Origin of the sequence: Agreia bicolorata (assembly GCF_000938265.1) — a bacterium.
GTDB classification, from domain to species: domain Bacteria; phylum Actinomycetota; class Actinomycetes; order Actinomycetales; family Microbacteriaceae; genus Agreia; species Agreia bicolorata.
On record NZ_JYFC01000004.1, the window covers coordinates 1 to 16,859 of the forward strand.

Annotated in this window: 17 protein-coding genes; 9 read left to right on the top strand and 8 right to left on the bottom strand. The window is 65.5% G+C overall.

The window, feature by feature from the left end:
- Positions 1–28: 28 nt before the first annotated feature.
- The gene (locus TZ00_RS10235; protein WP_044441548.1) at positions 29–1,246 is read right to left on the bottom strand and encodes an IS481 family transposase; all 1,218 of its coding nucleotides are present in this window, start codon (positions 1,244–1,246) and stop codon (positions 29–31) included.
- A gap of 82 nt (positions 1,247–1,328) precedes the next feature.
- Positions 1,329–2,768 carry a DHA2 family efflux MFS transporter permease subunit gene (locus tag TZ00_RS10240; protein WP_044441550.1) on the bottom strand — a complete coding sequence of 480 codons (1,440 nt, stop codon included), beginning with the start codon at positions 2,766–2,768 and terminating at the stop codon, positions 1,329–1,331.
- Between the two features lie 76 nt (positions 2,769–2,844).
- Here TZ00_RS10240 and TZ00_RS10245 point away from each other — a divergent pair, with 76 nt between their 5' ends.
- Positions 2,845–3,486, top strand: a complete 642-nt coding sequence (locus tag TZ00_RS10245; protein WP_238579653.1) for a TetR/AcrR family transcriptional regulator — start codon at positions 2,845–2,847, stop codon at positions 3,484–3,486.
- On the opposite strand, the gene TZ00_RS10250 is transcribed toward TZ00_RS10245, so the two are convergent.
- Positions 3,483–4,922, bottom strand: coding sequence for an RNB domain-containing ribonuclease (locus TZ00_RS10250; RefSeq protein WP_044441892.1), 1,440 nt, complete (start codon positions 4,920–4,922; stop codon positions 3,483–3,485). The genes TZ00_RS10245 and TZ00_RS10250 overlap by 4 nt on opposite strands.
- 54 nt (positions 4,923–4,976) lie before the next feature.
- Positions 4,977–5,999 (bottom strand): NADP-dependent oxidoreductase, encoded by a 1,023-nt coding sequence (locus tag TZ00_RS10255; RefSeq protein WP_044441554.1) that lies wholly within the window; start codon positions 5,997–5,999, stop codon positions 4,977–4,979.
- A 189-nt stretch (positions 6,000–6,188) separates the two neighbouring features.
- On the opposite strand from TZ00_RS10255, the gene TZ00_RS10260 reads away from it, so the two are divergent.
- The gene (locus tag TZ00_RS10260) at positions 6,189–6,854 is read left to right on the top strand and encodes a DUF998 domain-containing protein (protein ID WP_052521479.1); all 666 of its coding nucleotides are present in this window, start codon (positions 6,189–6,191) and stop codon (positions 6,852–6,854) included.
- Here TZ00_RS10260 and TZ00_RS10265 read toward each other — a convergent pair.
- Positions 6,835–7,449: a YqaJ viral recombinase family protein gene (locus TZ00_RS10265; RefSeq protein WP_044441558.1), complete on the bottom strand. Its 615-nt coding sequence runs from the start codon at positions 7,447–7,449 to the stop codon at positions 6,835–6,837. The genes TZ00_RS10260 and TZ00_RS10265 overlap by 20 nt on opposite strands.
- A 111-nt stretch (positions 7,450–7,560) precedes the next feature.
- On the opposite strand from TZ00_RS10265, the gene TZ00_RS10270 reads away from it, so the two are divergent.
- The gene (locus tag TZ00_RS10270) at positions 7,561–8,400 is read left to right on the top strand and encodes an NAD-dependent epimerase/dehydratase family protein (RefSeq protein ID WP_044441560.1); all 840 of its coding nucleotides are present in this window, start codon (positions 7,561–7,563) and stop codon (positions 8,398–8,400) included.
- Between the two features lies 1 nt (position 8,401).
- On the opposite strand, the gene TZ00_RS10275 is transcribed toward TZ00_RS10270, so the two are convergent.
- Positions 8,402–9,070: an ABC transporter ATP-binding protein gene (locus TZ00_RS10275; RefSeq protein ID WP_044441894.1), complete on the bottom strand. Its 669-nt coding sequence runs from the start codon at positions 9,068–9,070 to the stop codon at positions 8,402–8,404.
- A 34-nt stretch (positions 9,071–9,104) separates the two neighbouring features.
- Positions 9,105–10,604, bottom strand: coding sequence for an ABC transporter permease (locus TZ00_RS10280; protein ID WP_044441561.1), 1,500 nt, complete (start codon positions 10,602–10,604; stop codon positions 9,105–9,107).
- Positions 10,605–10,784: 180 nt separating this feature from the next.
- On the opposite strand from TZ00_RS10280, the gene TZ00_RS10285 reads away from it, so the two are divergent.
- Genes TZ00_RS10285 through TZ00_RS10295 form a run of 3 tightly spaced genes read left to right on the top strand, consistent with a single transcriptional unit; the run spans position 10,785 to position 14,014 of the window.
- On the top strand, positions 10,785–11,525 hold the full coding sequence (locus TZ00_RS10285; RefSeq protein WP_044441562.1) for a response regulator transcription factor: 741 nt from the start codon (positions 10,785–10,787) through the stop codon (positions 11,523–11,525).
- Between the two features lie 29 nt (positions 11,526–11,554).
- Positions 11,555–13,063 carry a sensor histidine kinase gene (locus TZ00_RS10290; RefSeq protein ID WP_044441563.1) on the top strand — a complete coding sequence of 503 codons (1,509 nt, stop codon included), beginning with the start codon at positions 11,555–11,557 and terminating at the stop codon, positions 13,061–13,063.
- A gap of 24 nt (positions 13,064–13,087) precedes the next feature.
- Positions 13,088–14,014: a TolB family protein gene (locus TZ00_RS10295; RefSeq protein WP_238579654.1), complete on the top strand. Its 927-nt coding sequence runs from the start codon at positions 13,088–13,090 to the stop codon at positions 14,012–14,014.
- Here the strand turns inward: TZ00_RS10295 and TZ00_RS18880 are convergent.
- The gene (locus TZ00_RS18880; protein ID WP_052521480.1) at positions 14,005–14,478 is read right to left on the bottom strand and encodes a DUF4190 domain-containing protein; all 474 of its coding nucleotides are present in this window, start codon (positions 14,476–14,478) and stop codon (positions 14,005–14,007) included. The two genes, TZ00_RS10295 and TZ00_RS18880, sit on opposite strands and share 10 nt — an antisense overlap.
- 324 nt (positions 14,479–14,802) lie before the next feature.
- Here TZ00_RS18880 and rplJ point away from each other — a divergent pair, with 324 nt between their 5' ends.
- The 3 genes from rplJ to TZ00_RS10315 all read left to right on the top strand — a co-directional run bounded on the left by rplJ (position 14,803) and on the right by TZ00_RS10315 (position 16,787).
- Positions 14,803–15,315, top strand: a complete 513-nt coding sequence (gene rplJ / locus TZ00_RS10305) for a 50S ribosomal protein L10 (RefSeq protein ID WP_044441564.1) — start codon at positions 14,803–14,805, stop codon at positions 15,313–15,315.
- A gap of 90 nt (positions 15,316–15,405) precedes the next feature.
- The gene (gene rplL / locus TZ00_RS10310) at positions 15,406–15,789 is read left to right on the top strand and encodes a 50S ribosomal protein L7/L12 (protein ID WP_044441566.1); all 384 of its coding nucleotides are present in this window, start codon (positions 15,406–15,408) and stop codon (positions 15,787–15,789) included.
- Between the two features lie 248 nt (positions 15,790–16,037).
- Positions 16,038–16,787 carry a hypothetical protein gene (locus TZ00_RS10315; protein ID WP_044441567.1) on the top strand — a complete coding sequence of 250 codons (750 nt, stop codon included), beginning with the start codon at positions 16,038–16,040 and terminating at the stop codon, positions 16,785–16,787.
- The last annotated feature ends 72 nt before the right edge of the window (positions 16,788–16,859 follow it).

A 16,859-nucleotide genomic window follows, 5' to 3' on the forward strand; every position in this document is an offset into this window, starting at 1 on the left:
TGTGATGTCTCAGGACGTGCCTGACGGTTTATGTCTCAGTGGGGTCTGACGGTTTTTGGGTGGCCAGGAAGCCGCGTGGTTTGCCGTTGGGGATGTAGCTGCCGTCGATAGGTCTCGGGTGGGTGGCGAAGAGGGTGCCCTGGTGATCGAAGATCAGGATTGTGTGTGGGCTGAGGAGGATGTTGAAGGTGTGGCCGGCGTGCGCTTTGCTCGTCATGATTCTGATGCGGGCCACGCGGAAGGTTCCGTCGGCGGTTGCTGTCCGAACGAAGTGTTGCGGCGCTGCTGGGTGGGGTGATGTCGGTAGCGCCGGTGTGGGGCTTTTTGGTGTCGCGGTGTAGCACGCGAGCGGGGTCATCATGCCCAATGATTGGTGCGGGCGGTGCTCGTTGTAGTGCTGGTCGAATTTGTCGAGTTGGCCCTGTAGCTCGACGAGATCGAGGGCTCGGGATTGGGCTCGGAGCCACTGTTTCAGCGTTGCGTGCCCGCGCTCGTTTTTCCCTTGCGTTTGAGGGTGTCCAACGCTGGAGGTGATGGGTTGGACGCCGAGAGAGAGCATCAGCGCGGTCAGCTCACCAGTCCAGCCACGCCGGGACGGGTTCAGGGCTGTTCCGTTGTCAGAGAGCAGTCGTTGCGGAACACCGTGGCGAGCGATGCCAGTGGTCACTACTCGGACGGCGTCTTCAGCGTTCTCTGACCGGGCGGCGAGAGACGCGATCTGAAGCCGAGAGTGGTCGTCGTTGAGTTGAAACACAGCAATGACGGTTCCGTTCGCGAGGGTCCAGTCCATCGCATCGATCTGCCAACACTCGTTCGGTGCTGCGTATCGGAACCGGATGTAAGACGACTTCGGCCGCTTCTTCGGTTGCGGTGTGACGAGACCGTTTCGGGTGAAGATCCTTGCCAGTGTCGACCTGGACGGGGGTGCGATTCCGAGGCGCGCGAGCTCGAACGCGACCGAGATTGGGCCGTAGTCCCAACCGGCTGACTTCAGCCGGGCGCGCGCTTCGATCGCGAGCGACTCGATCAGCGCCGATGTTTTGCCCGGCGAACTCGACGGTCTACTGGATCGCGGCATCAATGCCTGCGGAAGAGGATCCTCGAGAAGCCGTTTCCTCGTCGCGTAGAACCACTCCCGAGACACCCTGTTCTCGCGGCAGAAGCGGGTCACGGCACCCCGCGGAGCGTCCGCAGGCCAGGTCGCAACGATCAAACGAAGATCAGTCCGGGCGGGGTCATATGCCATCCACTGATCGTCCAAGAAACCATAGAACTGTCAGGCAGGTCCCGAGACAGAACTGTCAGAAAAGCAACGAGACAGAACAGACTCATATTCCGCGAGATAGGTCGATTTGCGCCAAGTCGCGCGGCACAGACGCATCTCCGCTCGGATCCGTGCTGCGCCCCGCGGGTAGGAAAAGTGCAATCACGGTGGCGAGAACCAGCGCGCCCGCACCGACGAACACGGCGGGAACCGCGGCATCCACGTAGCCGGTCGGCGTGAGCTGGCCGCCCGCGCCCGTGAAGACGGCGGTGAGCACGGCGATTCCCAACGCGACGCCGATCTCGCGCAGGGTGGAGTTTGCCCCCGATGCCTTTGCGTGGTCGGCCGGCGCCATGTTCACCAGCACGGCCGTAGAGCTCGGCGCGAAGACGAGGCCCATGCCGAGCCCCGCGAAAATGAAGCCCGGGAGCATGACCGGGTATGTCGCATCCGGAGCCATCGTGGCGGCCAGCCACCCGATGCCGATGGCGAGCGACGCGAGACCGGCGACGATCAGGATGCGCGTGCCCACCCGGGGTGCGATCAGCCCGGCGAGCGGCGCCACGACCATGGGTGCCATGGTCCAGGGTGTGGTGAGCACGCCCGCTTCGAGGGGTGAGTAGCCCTGCACGATCTGCAGGAACTGGATGAGGATGAACACCGCACCGAACGCACCGAAGCTGAAGATCAGACCCACGGCGTTGGCGATCGAGAAGCTGCGGTCGCGAAAGAGGCGAAGTGGGAGCAGGGGAGCAGACACTCTGGACTCCCGCACGAGGAACAGGGCCAGCAGCACAGCGCCGCCGACGAGCGTCACGAGCACCTCGCCGCTCGCCCAACCGGCGTCGTTTCCGCGCACGATTCCGTAGACGATGCCGAGAATTCCTACGCCGGCAAGGATCACTCCCACGATGTCAGCGCGCACCCGGGCACCGTAGGAATTCGGCAGCGCGGCGATGGCGAGCGGAACGGACACGATTCCCAGCGGCACGTTGAGCCAGAAGATGGCCTGCCAGTTCCACCCCTCGACGACGGCACCGCCGATGAGCGGACCGAGGGCGACGCCGAGTCCCGAGATGCCTCCCCAGATGCCGATCGCAAGGGGCCGCATGCGCGTGGAGACGGAGCCGACGAGCAGCGTGAGTGACAGCGGCATGATGGCCGCAGAACCGGCGCCTTGCAGCGCCCGCGCGAGCACAAGCATCCACGGTTCTGTGCTGAGCGCCGCTGCAGCACTCGAGAGGGTGAAGACAATGATGCCGCCGACGAAGAAGTGGCGTCTGCCGAAGCGATCGCCCAGGCTCACGAAGAGCAGCATCAGTGACGCGAAGCTCAGTGTGTAGGCGTTGGTGATCCACTGAAGTTCGGTGACGCCGGCGCCGAGATCTTCGTGGATGACGGGCAGCGCGCTGGTGACGACCAGGTTGTCGAGGGTTGCCATAAAGACCGGCAGCGAGGCCGCGACGAGCGCAAGCCAGACGGGAATGCGGCGGGCGACAGACATGAATTCTCCACACGGTTCTGGGTTAGTAATCAACTAATTACTAGAGGCTAAGTTATCGACTGATACCATGTCAAGAGTGACCAACGACGACCCTTCCGAGCATCCGATTCGCGAGCGCATGCCCGCCGCCGAGCGGCGGGAGCTGATTCTGGGGCACGCCAGCGCGGTCTTCGGCCGCACGGGGTACGCGGGCACAACGACCGAACAGATCGCGCAGGCGGCCGGCATCAGTCAGCCCTATGTCGTGCGCATGTTCGGAACAAAAGAGAAACTGTTCGTCGAGGTCATGGAACGCGCCCTCGGCAAGCTCATCGTGGCCTTTCGAGAAGTCATCCGTCTGCGCGACTCGGGGGAGATTCCCGCAGACGAACTCGGTGCGCGGCTCGGGCAGGCCTACGTCGATCTGATCGAAGATCGCGGAATCCTGATGTCTCTGATGCAGGGCTTCATCCAGGGCCACGACGAGGTGATCGGGCAACGTGCGCGCGCCGGGTTCCTCGAGATCTACCGGCTGCTGCGCGACGAGGCCGCAATTCCCGCCGACGACGTGCGCAGCTTTCTCGCCGACGGCATGCTGATCAACACCCTCCTCGCCATCGGTATGCCGGACAACTTCGAGGGCGACGAGGCGGCGACCGAGCTGATGACTCTGTCGTTCGGGGCGAAGCTCGACACCGTGCTGTGTGCCGCGAGCGAGCGCCCGGCCCGGCCCGCTTAGGCCACGAGCTCGAACAGAACGCGGCCGGTCTCGATGTCGGCCTCGACCAGTCGAGCCCGCACTCGCTCGCCGGGGGTCAGACGGCCCGTGCATTGGGCGTCGACTGCGGGGTCGATCACCTGAATCACACCGCGACTCTCCTTGGCCGAGATGACCGACGCATCGAAGACATCGCCGATGCGGTCGGAGAGCAGGGCGGCCTCGATCGCCGCGATCGACCGGTTGTCGAGTTGCGACGCGCGCGAATCGGATGCCGCCATGATCTTTGGCAGGGTGGGCAGGGCGTCGCGGGCCCACCGCGGCGGCGTCTCGCCGGCGCACAGAGCTTCGCACACCACGAGCGTGAAGCGATCGACCAATCGGCGCAGCGGGGCGGTCGTGTGCGCGTAGGGTGCGGCGACGGCGGCCTGGATCACCTGCTCGGGCACCTCGCCGTCGAATGCCGTGTAGCCGGCTCCGCGGAACAGCGAGCCGGCGGCATGGGTGATCGCTAGCTGGAGAGGATCGTTCGAGTCGAGTGACGCGAGATATTCCCCGTAGGGCATGGACTCGGGCCAGGGGTGACCGAGTGCCTCGGTGCGCAGCCTGAACCGCTCTACCGTGTCGGCGTCGGGGGCGGGCATCGTTCTCAGGATTCCGACGCGACCGGCGATCATGATGCGCGCCGCCTCCATGCCGGTGAGTAACGAGATCTGCGCGTTCCACTCTTCGACGGGCAGCGACGAGCGGCGCTCGAGCGTGTAGTGCCCGTCGCGCGAGAACACGATCTGCTCGGGCCGGGAGAGGCTCGCACCTCCGCGCACCCGCTCGAGCGCACGCCTGGCGGGGCCGATCTCGGCGAGCAGCATCAGCGTGATGTCGGGCCCGCCCGCATCCCGGCCCGCGCCCTCATCGATCTCGTGCTGCGCCTCGACATAAGACAGTTGGCGAATGCTCCGGATGCGCGCACGCGACAGCTCGGTCGACAGCACGGCGCCGTCGGCATCGAGCGAGAACTGCCACACGAACGCGCCCCGCACCTCATTCGGCAGCAGTGATGCGGCACTCTCGCTGATGATCGTGGGGTGCAGCGGGATGCGGCCGTCGGGTGCGTAGAACGTCTGCCCGCGGCGCCTCGCCTCTGCGTCGATCTCGCCGAGCGGCTCGACGAACGCGGGCACGTCGGCGATCGCGTAGCGCACGAGATAGCCCTCGCCCAGGCGTTCGATCTGCACGGCCTGGTCGAGGTCGGTCGAGCCCTCGGGATCGATCGTGATGAATGGAACATCGGTGAGATCGAGATATGGCAGAGGGTTGGCCGCTACAGCACGCTGTGCTTCGAGCTCGACGGATGCCGAAAAGGCCGCGGGCAGGTCGAGGTCGGTGCGGATGGCCGCGATAGCCGTGGCGAGACGGTCGTCGGCGGATGTCGTCAGCCTGAGCGGAAATCGGGTCACGCGCCCCAGCGTACGCGGCGCGTCCGACACACCAGGCGGAGGGTGGGCTGTGATCTAGGGAACTTCGAGCACGATCTTTCCCCGTGTGTGCCCTCGCTCGAGCTGCGCGTGCGCCTCGGATGCCTCTTCGAGTGGAAAGATCTCGGTGACGTGCACATGCAGATCGCCGGAGTCGATGAGTCTCGAGATGACGGCCAGGCAGGCTGCATCCGGTGAGACCGAATACCCGCTCCACCGAACCCCCGCCTCTTCGGCCTCTGTCGCGAACCCGGGCCAGCTGCCGGTCGGAACCGAGATGATGAGTCCTCCGTGGCGCAGCACTCCAAGCGAGCGTGTTCCGGTGTTGTCGTGAACGTTGCCGACCAGATCGATCACGACGTCGACATCCGACACTCTGTCTTCGAAGCGCGTCGTCGTGTGGTCGATGACTTCTTCGGCGCCCAGCTCGCGCAGCCAGCTCACGTTGTTACCCGAGGTCGTCGCGGTCACGCGTGCGCCGAAGTAGGCAGCCAGCTGCACGGCGAGATGGCCCACGCCGCCCGCGCCCGCGTGGATGAGCACGCGCTGCCCCTCGTGCGCCTTCGCCACGTCGACGACGAGGCCCCACGCCGTGAGCGCTGCGGTCGGAACGGCAGCGGCCTCGATGGGAGTGAGTCGCCGCGGCTTGCGTGCGACCTGCAGGCTTGGAACGGCCACATACTGCGCGTATGAACCGAATGTGCGGGGAGCCGCACTGATGCCGTAGACCTCGTCGCCGGGCTTGAGCGGATGCCCGTCGTAGGGGCTCTCGACGACGATTCCGCAGAAGTCACGACCGATGACGGTCGGGTAGAACGGGATGCCGACGGATACTCCTGCACCCGATCGGGTCTTCGCGTCGATCGGGTTGATGCCCGCTGCAGAGACCTTCACGAGCACCTCGGAGCCGATCCGAGCCGGCGTCGGCACGTCGGTCAGGTGCAGAACATCAGGGCCTCCTGGCGCGTCGAACACGACCGCCTTCATCAGCGCGGGCGGCGACGACGGGGGAGCGCTGACGAGGCTCGGGGTGATCGAATTGGTCTCGTGCGGCGTCATCGCTGGCCTTTCATCGGCGGGTTCTGGGCGTCCCGTGAGGGATTCTCGACAGGGAATATGCGACCTGTCGAGTGTGTGGGTCGTTCGGGCTTCCCGCACGCTCCAGTCAATCGGTCGAATGATTCACCGGTGTTACGGCGGTGTTCCTTGGAGGCAAACAAACTTCGCCGCCGTTACCATTCGTAGATCGTGACTTTCCGCCTCTCTCGCGCAGCACCGCCCCGGGTGGCCCGTCCGCTACTGGTGGCGGCGGCCGTGGCGGTGCTCGCTGGCCTCGCATTGTTGTGGGGTGCACGCATCGCCGCGAACCGCTTCGTCTACGTGAGTGAACTCGGGGCAGATGGGGAGCCGACGGCGTGGGCGTTCCGCTGGGCTCTGCTGCTCGTCGCGGTCGCCGCTCTCATCGTCGCCGCCGACGCGACGCATCTGCGCTCGCGGATGCGCATCCTCGCTCTCACCACGCCCTCTGTCTCTCTGCTGATCGCAGGGGTGGCGTTCGTGTTCGCCTCGCAGGTGACATGCACAACCGGGTGTCCTCTGCCCGTGGGAGCCTCATTCACGTGGCAGGACTTCACCCACACCCTCATCGCCGTGATTGGATTCGCTGCGGCGTGCGTTGCGATGCTCCAGGTTGCGGCGGCCCACGACCACCCGCGGCTCGCCCGCCTCTCGTTGGTGTCGGCCGTTGTGGTGGCCGTGGTCGCCGGAGCCGGCGGCATCCTGTCTCTTGCCCGATTTATGCAGCACGTGGGCGGCCTGCTCGAATTCGCCGCGACAACGGTCGCCCTGCTGTGGTTGGCGATTCTCGCGGTCGCTCTGCTCCTAACGGTGCCGGCTAACGGCCAGGTTGGATGAGCGCCAGCAGCTTGTCGGCCAGGTTCACGAGACGCGCGATCTCGTTCTCGTCGCGGTCGACCCAGCGGCTCTGCGGCTCGGGGTCGACGGGCATGAAGTTGTCGTGCTGTTCCCACACCACGATGGTGCGCTCGGCGCCGAGCACGTACTGCTGCCACCACACCTGGCGCAGGTAGTGGCGCGGGATCGAGCGCCACGCCTTGTTCGTGGTCTTGATCTCGGCCAGCTCGACCGTGCCGCGCTTGGTGACCGCGACGCCGTCGGGAGTTGCGAGGTGCCGCTTCTCGCCCTCGGCGTGGAACAGTGACGAACTCGGCAGAACACCGAACATGGCGCGCACGTAGCGTGCGATGTGAGGCTCGCGGTCTTTGCCGTGATCGGTGAAGATGTTGCCGCCGAAGCCCGTGCCGTTGATCTTGTCGTAGGCCACGGACTCGAGGTTCTGTGGGCCGGTGAGGCGGGCCACGTCGGTTGCGGTGACGCCGCGGCTGCGTGCGCGCAGCCACTCGACACGGTTCGTGCCGTCTGCGACGAGGCGATCAAGGTGCGCGGGCCGGGCCGGCTTCTGCTCCTCTTCCCAGGGGAAGGAGAGCATGGGCTGGAGAGTCACGTGCCTATTCTCGCTCACGACCGGTGACAGACTGGGATGACGCGGCGGCTTTGATCATCGAAGCCGAGCGCTCGCCTCACGACATGGGAGTTTTGAATGCGTATTGCACTGACCGGCGGTTCTGGAAAGCTCGGCAGCGTGGTGCTGCCTTATCTGCGCGAGCAGGGGCACACAGTGACCAACTTCGACGTCGTCGGCGAACGGGGGTCCGGCTTCGTGCGACTCGACCTGGCGAACTACGGCGATGTCGTGGATGCCTTCCACAGCGTCGACGACGGACCCGACGGTTTCGATGCGATCGTGCACTTGGCCGCGATCCCGGCCCCGGGCATCCGGAGCGATGTGGTGACGTTCGAGAACAACATGCTCGGCACTTACCACGTGTTCAAGGCGGCCGAGCGGGCCGGAATCACGAACATCGTCTACGCCTCGAGCGAGACCGTTCTCGGGCTGCCGTTCGATGTGCCGCCGCCCTACATTCCCGTCGACGAGGAGTACCCTGCGCGGCCTGAGAGCACCTACTCGCTCGTGAAGCACCTCGAAGAGACGATGGCGATCGAGCTCACGAGGTGGAACCCCGACCTCAAGATCGTGGCCCTGCGTTTCTCGAACGTGATGCATGAGTCGGACTACGCGGAGTTCCCGTCGTTCGACGCCGATGCGATGCTGCGCAAATGGAATCTCTGGGGATACATCGACGCCCGCGACGGCGCTCAGGCCGTTCTGAAGGCGCTCGAGTGGCAGCACACCGGTTTCGACCGCTTCATCATCGCGTCTCCCGACACCGTGATGAGTCGCACGAACTCCGAGCTGGTCGCCGAGGTGTTCCCGGGTGTCGAGACGCGGGGCGACCTCGACAACACGAAGACGCTGCTATCGATCGATAAGGCTCGTCGCCTGCTCGGTTACGACCCGAAGCACAGCTGGCGCGACTGAACTACAGCTCCTTCACTGTTCCGTTCTTGATGTGCAGCCGGCGTTCGGCGCGTTTCGCGACCGCCGAGTCGTGGGTCACGATGATCAGCGTCAGCTGCTTCTCACGCCAGATTCCCTCGAGCAGCTCCATAATCTCGTCGCGGGTGTCCTCGTCGAGGCTTCCCGTGGGCTCGTCGGCAAGCAGCACCTCGGGGTTCTTTACGATGGCCCGCGCGATCGCGACGCGCTGCTGCTGACCGCCGGACAGCTCGGCGGGCAGATGACGCATGCGCTCGCCGAGGCTCACCGACTCGAGGGCGGCGGATGCCCGGGAGGTGCGCTCCTCGTTCGAGAGCCCGAGGGGCGCCAGTGCGGTCTCGACATTCTCGAGCGCAGAGAGGGTGGGAATCAGATTGAATCCCTGGAAGACAAAGCCGATCTCTCGTGCACGGATGCGAGCCAGCTTGGTGTCGCCCAGCTTCGACAGGGTCGAGTCGCCGAGAACGACCTCGCCGGAGGTGGGCCGGTCGAGAGCGCCGAGCATCTGCAGCAGCGTCGACTTGCCTCCGCCGGTGGGCCCCTGAATTGCGACCATCTGACCTTTGGGAATGGTCAGGGTCACATCTTTGAGGGCCGTGACCGTGTTCTTCGACCCTGAATAGCTCTTCGTGACGTGGGTGAGTTGATACATGTGAAGCTCCTTCGGAATGAGAATCGAGAACAGATCAGGCGACGGAACGAAGCGCCTCGGCGGGCCGAAGACGTGAGGCTCGCCACCCGCCGACCGCGCCGGCAAGCAGTCCGCCGGCCAGCGCGAGCGCCACGGCGATGAGAATGACAGACACCGTCACGGGTGCGTTCAGCACCACGTCGGAGGTCGCCGCGGCGTGGGCGGCCTGTCCGAAGCGGCCGCCGGCCGCGCCGGGTCCACCGGCCGCCTCGATACCTCGGCCTGCGAATCCACCGCCCACTCGACCCGACGCGCTCGCGGTCAGCGTGGGGGCCACGAGGTTCACCACGAGCACGCCGACGAGCCCGATCGCAACGCCCGCGATGCCGCCGAGGAGACCCTGCACCACAGATTCCCCGGCGATCTGTCCGACGATGCGACGGTTGCTCCAGCCGATGGCCTTGAGCGTTCCGAACTCACGGGTGCGTCGGGTGACTCCGGAGATGGTGAACAGAATTGCGATCAGGAAAGCCGCGGCCAGCACAATGATCGACAGCCAGGTGCCGAGGTTGCCAACGAGGGTTGACGCGGTCGAGAGCGACCCCGACACGCTCGAAGCAAGGTCGGACTGGGTGCTCACGGTGTTGTCGGGCAATGCTGCCTCGAGCGAGGTCTTGAGGGTGGCGATGTCGTCCGACGATGTGGCTTGCACATAGATGCTGGAGATCTTGCCGCTTTCGCCGCTCAGGTTCTGGGCGACATCGAGCGGGATGTAGACGTTCGACGCCGTCGTGGCGTCTCCGCTCGACGATTCGACGAGACCCACGATCTGGAACGACGTGCCGCCGATGTCGATCGTGCCTCCGACCGACAGACCTGCCGTTGTCGCATAAGCGCTGTCGAGAACGGCGACATCCGTGCCGGTGTCGTCGGATGCGAGGGTGCGGCCGTCGGTCAGTGTGACGGACGAGAGCGGGCCGACTGCCGACTCGGAGGGATCGAGGCCCAGCACCGTGAACGAGTTGATGTTGAACGAGGATCCGCCGGTGCCACCCGGACCGTCCGTCGGCGCCGAGCCATCGCCTGTCTGTGCGCGATCGGAACCCTGCTCCGTGCGGTTGACGTCGGGCAGTTTGCCGTCGAATGTCGTGTTGTTGAGAGAGAGCACACCGGCCGCTGCCGAGACGCCAGCCTCGCCAGTGACCGTGCCGAGCGAAGCGGCGTCGAATGTGGCGGTGCTCCTGCCGGCCGTCAGGCGTGAGCTGGCGACGGCGGTGGTGCCAGCCGCCGTCGAGCCGGCGCCGGGTCCGAAGTCGAAGCGCTGGCCCGGCCCCGCCGTGCCGTTCGCCCCGGGTGCCGCCGCGGCCTTCGAGATGGTGATGTCGGTTCCGACCCCGTAGACGCTCCCGAGCACCGCGGTCTGGGCATCCTTGACTCCCGCCGCCACGGAGTTGACGATGATGACGAGAGCGATCGCGAGGGCCATGCCGACGGCGATGATGATGGTCTGCTTTCGCCGGTTGACGAGTTCTCGCCGAAGGTAGGTGATGAACATGCTGCTCCTTGAGAAGGCGGGTGGACGGGGGTGTTCTGCGGTCACACCGTATGGATGCCAGCCGGGCGATGCTTATGGCGAGGCTATGAATGCCCTAAGAGCTCATCGGCACCGAGTCCACAGGTGATCAATGCCTCGCTCATAGGAATTGCATAGGAATCACGTTGATAGTGGGGACTTGTGACAGAGACAGTAGATTCCGCCGCCCGCCCGAGAATCACTAGGGCCGACGGCTCGCCGGTGCGAGCGCTCGTCGTCGACGACGAGGCCACGCTTACCGAGCTGCTGCAGATGGCTCTGCGCTACGAGGGCTGGGAGATCAGAACAGCCGGCGACGGTCAGGCGGCCCTGCGGATTGCTCGCGAATTCACACCCGACGTGATCGTCCTCGACATCATGCTTCCTGACATCGATGGACTCGCCGTGCTGCAGCGCCTGCGTGCGGGCGGACAGGAGACGCCGGTGCTGTTTCTCACGGCAAAGGATGCGCTCGACGATCGCATCGCCGGGTTGACGGCGGGCGGCGACGACTACGTGACCAAGCCATTCAGCCTCGAAGAACTGGTGGCTCGCCTACGCGGACTCATCCGGCGTTCGACGCTCACGCTCACCGACGCATTCGACCCCGAGGTCGTGATCGGTGACCTCGTGCTCAATGAGGACAGTCATGAGGTGCACCGCGGGGGTGCACCGATCGAGCTCACGGCCACCGAATTCGAGTTGCTGAGATTTCTGATGCGCAATCCCCGCCGCGTGCTGTCGAAGGCGCAGATCCTCGACCGGGTCTGGAGCTACGACTTCGGAGGGCGCTCCAGTGTGGTCGAGATCTACATCTCATACCTGCGCAAGAAAGTGGATGCCGGCCGCACGCAGATGATCCACACCGTGCGCGGCGCCGGCTACATTCTCAAGCCGGCCTGAGAGCGGGCAGGCCTGCACCCGTGCGATCCATGACTCTGCGCAACCGGCTCATCCTGAGTGTCCTCGCCCTTATCACCCTCGTCGGACTGACCATCGGCGTGGTCTCATCCGTCGCGCTGAATGGATTTCTGCTGGATCGTCTCGACTCTCAGCTGCAGACGGCCACGAACAGGTCACTGACGTCGATCGACAGGCATCGGCCAGAATCAGGCCTGACGGGCACGGGTTCGTCGGGCGATCCTGCTTTCGTGGGTGGGCCGGGACAGGCCGCCGGCACCCTCGGCGGCTTCACACGCTCTGGTGTCGTAGACCGGGCTGCGATCGTCGATTCCGCTGGAGTGGTGCAGCAGCTCTCGACCGAGCAGCTCGACATACTGTCGGCACTGATCGTCACCAAAGCTCCACAGACGGTGAGTCTGGGAGGCTCGCTCGGCGACTACCGGGTGGCGTTCGACCGGTCTCCCAGCGGTGACGGCATCATCGTGGGGCTTCCCCTGTCTGATGTCACGGCGACGGTCACGCAGCTGGTGATCGTGACTGTTGCCGTTACCGTCGGCGGCCTCATCGTGGCCGCCCTGCTCGGAACTGTGCTCATCCGTCTCGCCCTGCGGCCGCTCGATCGTGTGGAGGCGATGGCGACCCGCGTCACCCGACTTCGGCTTGATCGCGGCGACGTCGTGCTCGCCGAGCGGGTTCCGGATGCCGACGCCGACCTGCGCACCGAGGTCGGCAGGGTGGGCGCTTCGCTCAACAAGATGCTCGGCCATCTGGCCTCCGCTCTCGCTTCGAGACAGGCGAGCGAGAATAAGATGCGCCAGTTCGTGGCCGATGCCAGCCACGAGCTTCGAACACCTCTCGCCTCGATCCGCGGCTATGCGGAACTGACCAGACGCGGCGACTTCGAGCTGCCCGTCGATGTCAGCCATTCTCTCGGGCGCATCGAGTCCGAGGCCACGCGTATGACGAGCCTCGTCGAGGATCTGCTCCTGCTTGCTCGGCTCGACGAGGGCCCGGCGATTGAGAATGCCCCGGTCGACCTCACACGCTTGCTGGTCGATGCGGTCAGCGATGCTCACGTCGCCGCGGGCGAGCACGAGTGGGTGCTCGACCTGCCCGAGGAACCGATCGAGGTGTCCGGCGACGGCCCGAGGCTCTACCAGGTCGTGTCGAACCTGCTGGCGAACGCACGGGTGCACACGCCCGCCGGTACCGAGGTGACAGTGTCGCTCGCGTCGAAGGTCGATGCATCCGGATCCTCGAGCGCGATCATCACCGTTTCTGATGACGGCCCCGGCATCGATCCCCTGCTCGTAGACACGCTGTTCGAGCGGTTCGTGCGCGGGGACACCTCGCGGTTCCGCCAGGCCGGCTCGACGTCGACGGGCCTCGGCCTCGCGATCGTGCGTGCTGTGGTCGACGCGCATGGCGGCAGCGTTGAGGTCGCGTCGCGGCCGGGAAACACGGAGTTTCGGATCGTTCTGCCGTTGCGTGGACACTCGCCGCTCGGCGAAGCGGTTCTCGGCCGCGGCTCGAACTGAGCGGTCGGAAGCCACAATGGTGGCATGGCCTTTCTGACCCTGCAGGCGAACCAGCGCGCTGAGGTGCGCGTCTACGACCTCGATGCGGGAGAGGCGACTGTCGTCTTCAGCTCGACGGAACGCTTCGTCGAGGCGCCGAACTGGCATCCCGACGGCGAGTGGCTCGTGCTCAACGTCGAGGGTTCTCTGGTGCGGCTGCGTGCAGACGGTTCTTCGGAGCTCGAACCTATCGCGGTGCCTGCTCCGCTCGTGCTGAACAACGACCACGTCATCTCGCCCGCCGGTGACCACCTACTGGTATCAGCGCGCGACGGTCAGCTGTATCGCATCCCGTGGCGGGGAGGGGCGGCGAGCCGCATCACCGAGCCGTCCGATCCGGCGCTCCGCTTCAAGTACTACCTGCACGGTGTGTCGCCCGACGGACAGACGCTCGCCGCCATCGGGGGCGGCCTCGATGCATCCGGCGATTGGGTGACCAACGTCTACACGCTGCCCGTGTCGGGTGGCCCGCACACGCAGCTCACCGACGATGCCTTCGCCGACGACGGATGCGATTTCTCTGCCGACGGCGAGACCATCTGGTTCAACTCGGAGCGCGAGAGGGAGTACCCGGGTCACGCGCAGCTGTTCCGCATGCGCGTCGACGGCACAGAACTGCAGCGCGTGACGCACGACGATCGGGTGAACTGGTTTCCGCATCCTTCGCCCGATGGCCGGCATGTGCTCTACCTCAGCTATCCCGCAGGAACGACGGGCCATCCGCCGAACCTCGAGGTCGAACTGAGGCTGATCGACCTCTCGTCGGGCGACGAGAGGGTGATCGATTCATTTCTGGGCGGGCAGGGCACGACGAACGTGCCCGGCTGGTCTCCGGATGGCCGCCGCGTCGCCTACGTCGCCTATCCGACGACGCAGGCGGCGACCGGCGGGCCGACCGCCGATCACCGGTAGGAGCTCACTGCTCCGATGAATCCGAGGAACAGTGCGCCGAAGAAGAACAGCGCGGCGAGCACGTAGCCCGCGAGGCCGACGTATCCGAGAACAAGGCCCGCGATGGTGATACCGCGGCCGTCGTCGCCGGTGCGCTTGATCTGCGCCAAGGCGATGTGGCCGGTGATCACGGGCACGATCGCGAATCCGAGCACACCGAGAACCAGGGTGATGATGCCCAGCACGTTCGTGGGTCGAACGGGCGGGTAGTCGTAGTGAGGGGATGCGGGAGTGGCGGGCTGCTGTGCGGTCGGCTGGGCCGGCGCCGGCTGCTGGGCGACAGGCTGCGGGGCGACCGGCTGGGCCGGGGGAAGCTGGACGGTCGGCTGCTCGGAGGTCGGCAGTTGGTTGGTGGTGTTCGCGGTCGTGTCAGTGTCAGCGTCAGGAACGTTTGGAGTGTCTGGGGTGAGTGTCGAAGTTGTCATGCTTCAACGCTACGAACGAGGCGCTATTCGGGCATCGGACCGGGGATGTGTTCGGGTAGTACCACGGCATGATTCTTCGGCGCACTTGCATGGCTCCGGCGCATGACGTATGGTGAACGAAGCCAAAGACCGCCGGTTATCGCTGTGCCCGCATTCGACTCGTTCGAAAGCAGACGCTGTGATCGAAGGTTCACGTCCGTGAAGACCTGCGCAGGGATACGTCAGTAAACGCACACTCGTGTGCATTCGCTCCGGCCTCCTGCGCCGGAGCTTTTTTTGTGGGGTGAACCCGGGGCTACCGGCATTGAAACCACAAGGAGCGCCATGGCGAACAAGGAAGCCTCGGTTGCCGAACTCACGGAACTTTTCCAGAGCTCGACCGCCGTTCTGCTGACCGAGTACCGCGGTCTCACGGTCGCCCAGCTTAAGACGCTGCGCGGCACCCTTCGTGAGCACGCTAGCTACGCCGTGGTAAAGAACACGCTGACCAAGATTGCGGCCAACAACGCCGGCATCTCGTCGTTCGACGACGAACTCGCCGGCCCGTCCGCCATCGCATTCGTTCACGGTGACCCTGTCGCCGTCGCGAAGTCCCTGCGCGACTTTGCCAAGGCAAACCCTCTTCTCGTTGTGAAGGGCGGTTACTTCGACGGTAACCCCCTGACCGCCGAAGAGGTCTCGAAGCTCGCCGACCTCGAATCCCGGGAGGTGCTGCTTGCGAAGCTCGCAGGCGCCTTCAAGGCCTCGCTGTTCGGTGCCGCATACCTCTTCAACGCACCGCTGTCGAAGGCCGTTCGCACGGTCGATGCGCTGCGCGAGAAGCAGTCAAGTAACTAACACCCTTCAACAAACCGTTCCCTGAGCGTTGTGCGCAGGTAACACCAAACCGTTCCCTGAGCTTGTCGAAGGGGAAACAAGGAGAAAATCATGGCAAAGCTGTCAACTGCAGAGCTGCTCGACGCGTTCAAGGAGCTCACGCTCATTGAGCTGAGCGAGTTCGTCAAGGCGTTCGAGGAGACCTTCGAGGTCACCGCTGCTGCCCCCGTCGCGGTCGCCGCGGCCGGTGGCGCTGCCGCCGCCGTCGAAGAGGTCGAGGAGAAGGATTCCTTCGACGTCGTCCTCGAGTCGGCTGGCGAGAAGAAGATCCAGGTCATCAAGGAGGTGCGCGCCCTCACGAGCCTCGGTCTCGGAGAGGCGAAGGCACTCGTTGACGGCGCTCCCAAGGCTGTCCTCGAGGGCGCCAACAAGGAGACCGCCGAGAAGGCCAAGGCTCAGCTCGAAGAGGCTGGCGCAACCGTCACCCTCAAGTAGTCTGCGCTCCGGCTTCGGAGCACACTACTGAATCAGAAGGCCCCCGCACTGAAGGTGCGGGGGCCTTCTGTGTTCCTGCCCTCTGTGTTCCCGCTGTCTGTGCCCTCGCCGAATGTTGCTGCTCGCGACGGATGTTGCCGGGCGGCCGGCAACATCCGTCGCGAGGGGCAACATGCTCGCACAGGGTGGGATGCGAGGGAGCGCGGGTATCCTGAGTGGACCGATCCCCGCGCGAGAGGAGTCACGTCATGGCCACCGTCTACGACGACACGCCTCCGCCCACCGCCGCTTGGGGCTCCGCGTCGGAAGGCTCAGCGTCCGGAGGCTCCTCCCGCCAGGGTTCCGGCTCCCGGGCCGAAGACGCTCCGCCCGTGAATGACAAGCGGTCCAGGCCGACCATTCGCGCCGCCGCCGCCCGCGCGGTCGGCACGGCCAAGGCTGTTGCCCCGCCCGTGGCCCGCGGAGCCGTGCAGCTCGGCGCCCTCGCCGTCCAGGTGATTGCGACCGCTGCCACGCTCTCTGTCGCCGGCAGCATTCTGCTGCTGGCCGGCGGATACGCCGATAACGGCGTCGGTTCGCTGCTGCTCTGTCTGGTTGCCGCCGTATTTGCTGCCATTTTGACAACCTCTTTTGTCGTTCTACTCGGACTGCCGTTGCGTGTAGCCCGCCGCGCGAGGCTCTGGTGGATCCGCAATGGCGAACTGGCCCTCGTCGGCGCGGCTATCGGCGCCGGGCTCCTCGTTGCGTCAGCCGTTCTCGGCGGTGAGGGAGCGCCGAATGGCTGGCTGCTCGTGCCCGGGTGGCTCCTGTTCGCGTTCTCGCTCGCCCATACGTGGTGGCCGGATCGCTGGCGCCCCGAACGCCTGCGCACGAAGAAGCCCGAGCCCCGGGTGCGCGTCGTCGGGCACGAACGAGGCGATCGACGCCGTCGTGCCCGTGTGTCTTTCGACGAGTTCCTCGCGTCGAGCGGCCGGGCGTTCCGTGGAGAGCGCGACTAGCTTTCGTCGTCGAGCGTTGCCCAGCGCGGGTGTTCTCGCGTCTCGCGGTGGTTCTGCCACCGCGCCGGGCGA

Excerpts from the sequence above, each read along its gene's own strand:
- TZ00_RS10290 (WP_044441563.1), top strand. The coding sequence starts at position 11,555 with ATGACTCTGCGCAACCGGCTCATCCTGAGTGTCCTCGCCCTTATCACC.
- TZ00_RS18880 (WP_052521480.1), bottom strand. The coding sequence starts at position 14,478 with ATGACAACTTCGACACTCACCCCAGACACTCCAAACGTTCCTGACGCT.
- TZ00_RS10315 (WP_044441567.1), top strand. The coding sequence starts at position 16,038 with ATGGCCACCGTCTACGACGACACGCCTCCGCCCACCGCCGCTTGGGGC.
- TZ00_RS10275 (WP_044441894.1), bottom strand. The coding sequence starts at position 9,070 with ATGTATCAACTCACCCACGTCACGAAGAGCTATTCAGGGTCGAAGAAC.
- TZ00_RS10270 (WP_044441560.1), top strand. The coding sequence starts at position 7,561 with ATGCGTATTGCACTGACCGGCGGTTCTGGAAAGCTCGGCAGCGTGGTG.
- TZ00_RS10235 (WP_044441548.1), bottom strand. The coding sequence starts at position 1,246 with ATGGCATATGACCCCGCCCGGACTGATCTTCGTTTGATCGTTGCGACC.
- rplJ (WP_044441564.1), top strand. The coding sequence starts at position 14,803 with ATGGCGAACAAGGAAGCCTCGGTTGCCGAACTCACGGAACTTTTCCAG.
- TZ00_RS10265 (WP_044441558.1), bottom strand. The coding sequence starts at position 7,449 with ATGCTCTCCTTCCCCTGGGAAGAGGAGCAGAAGCCGGCCCGGCCCGCG.
- TZ00_RS10240 (WP_044441550.1), bottom strand. The coding sequence starts at position 2,768 with ATGTCTGTCGCCCGCCGCATTCCCGTCTGGCTTGCGCTCGTCGCGGCC.
- TZ00_RS10280 (WP_044441561.1), bottom strand. The coding sequence starts at position 10,604 with ATGTTCATCACCTACCTTCGGCGAGAACTCGTCAACCGGCGAAAGCAG.
- TZ00_RS10295 (WP_238579654.1), top strand. The coding sequence starts at position 13,088 with ATGGCCTTTCTGACCCTGCAGGCGAACCAGCGCGCTGAGGTGCGCGTC.
- TZ00_RS10255 (WP_044441554.1), bottom strand. The coding sequence starts at position 5,999 with ATGACGCCGCACGAGACCAATTCGATCACCCCGAGCCTCGTCAGCGCT.
- rplL (WP_044441566.1), top strand. The coding sequence starts at position 15,406 with ATGGCAAAGCTGTCAACTGCAGAGCTGCTCGACGCGTTCAAGGAGCTC.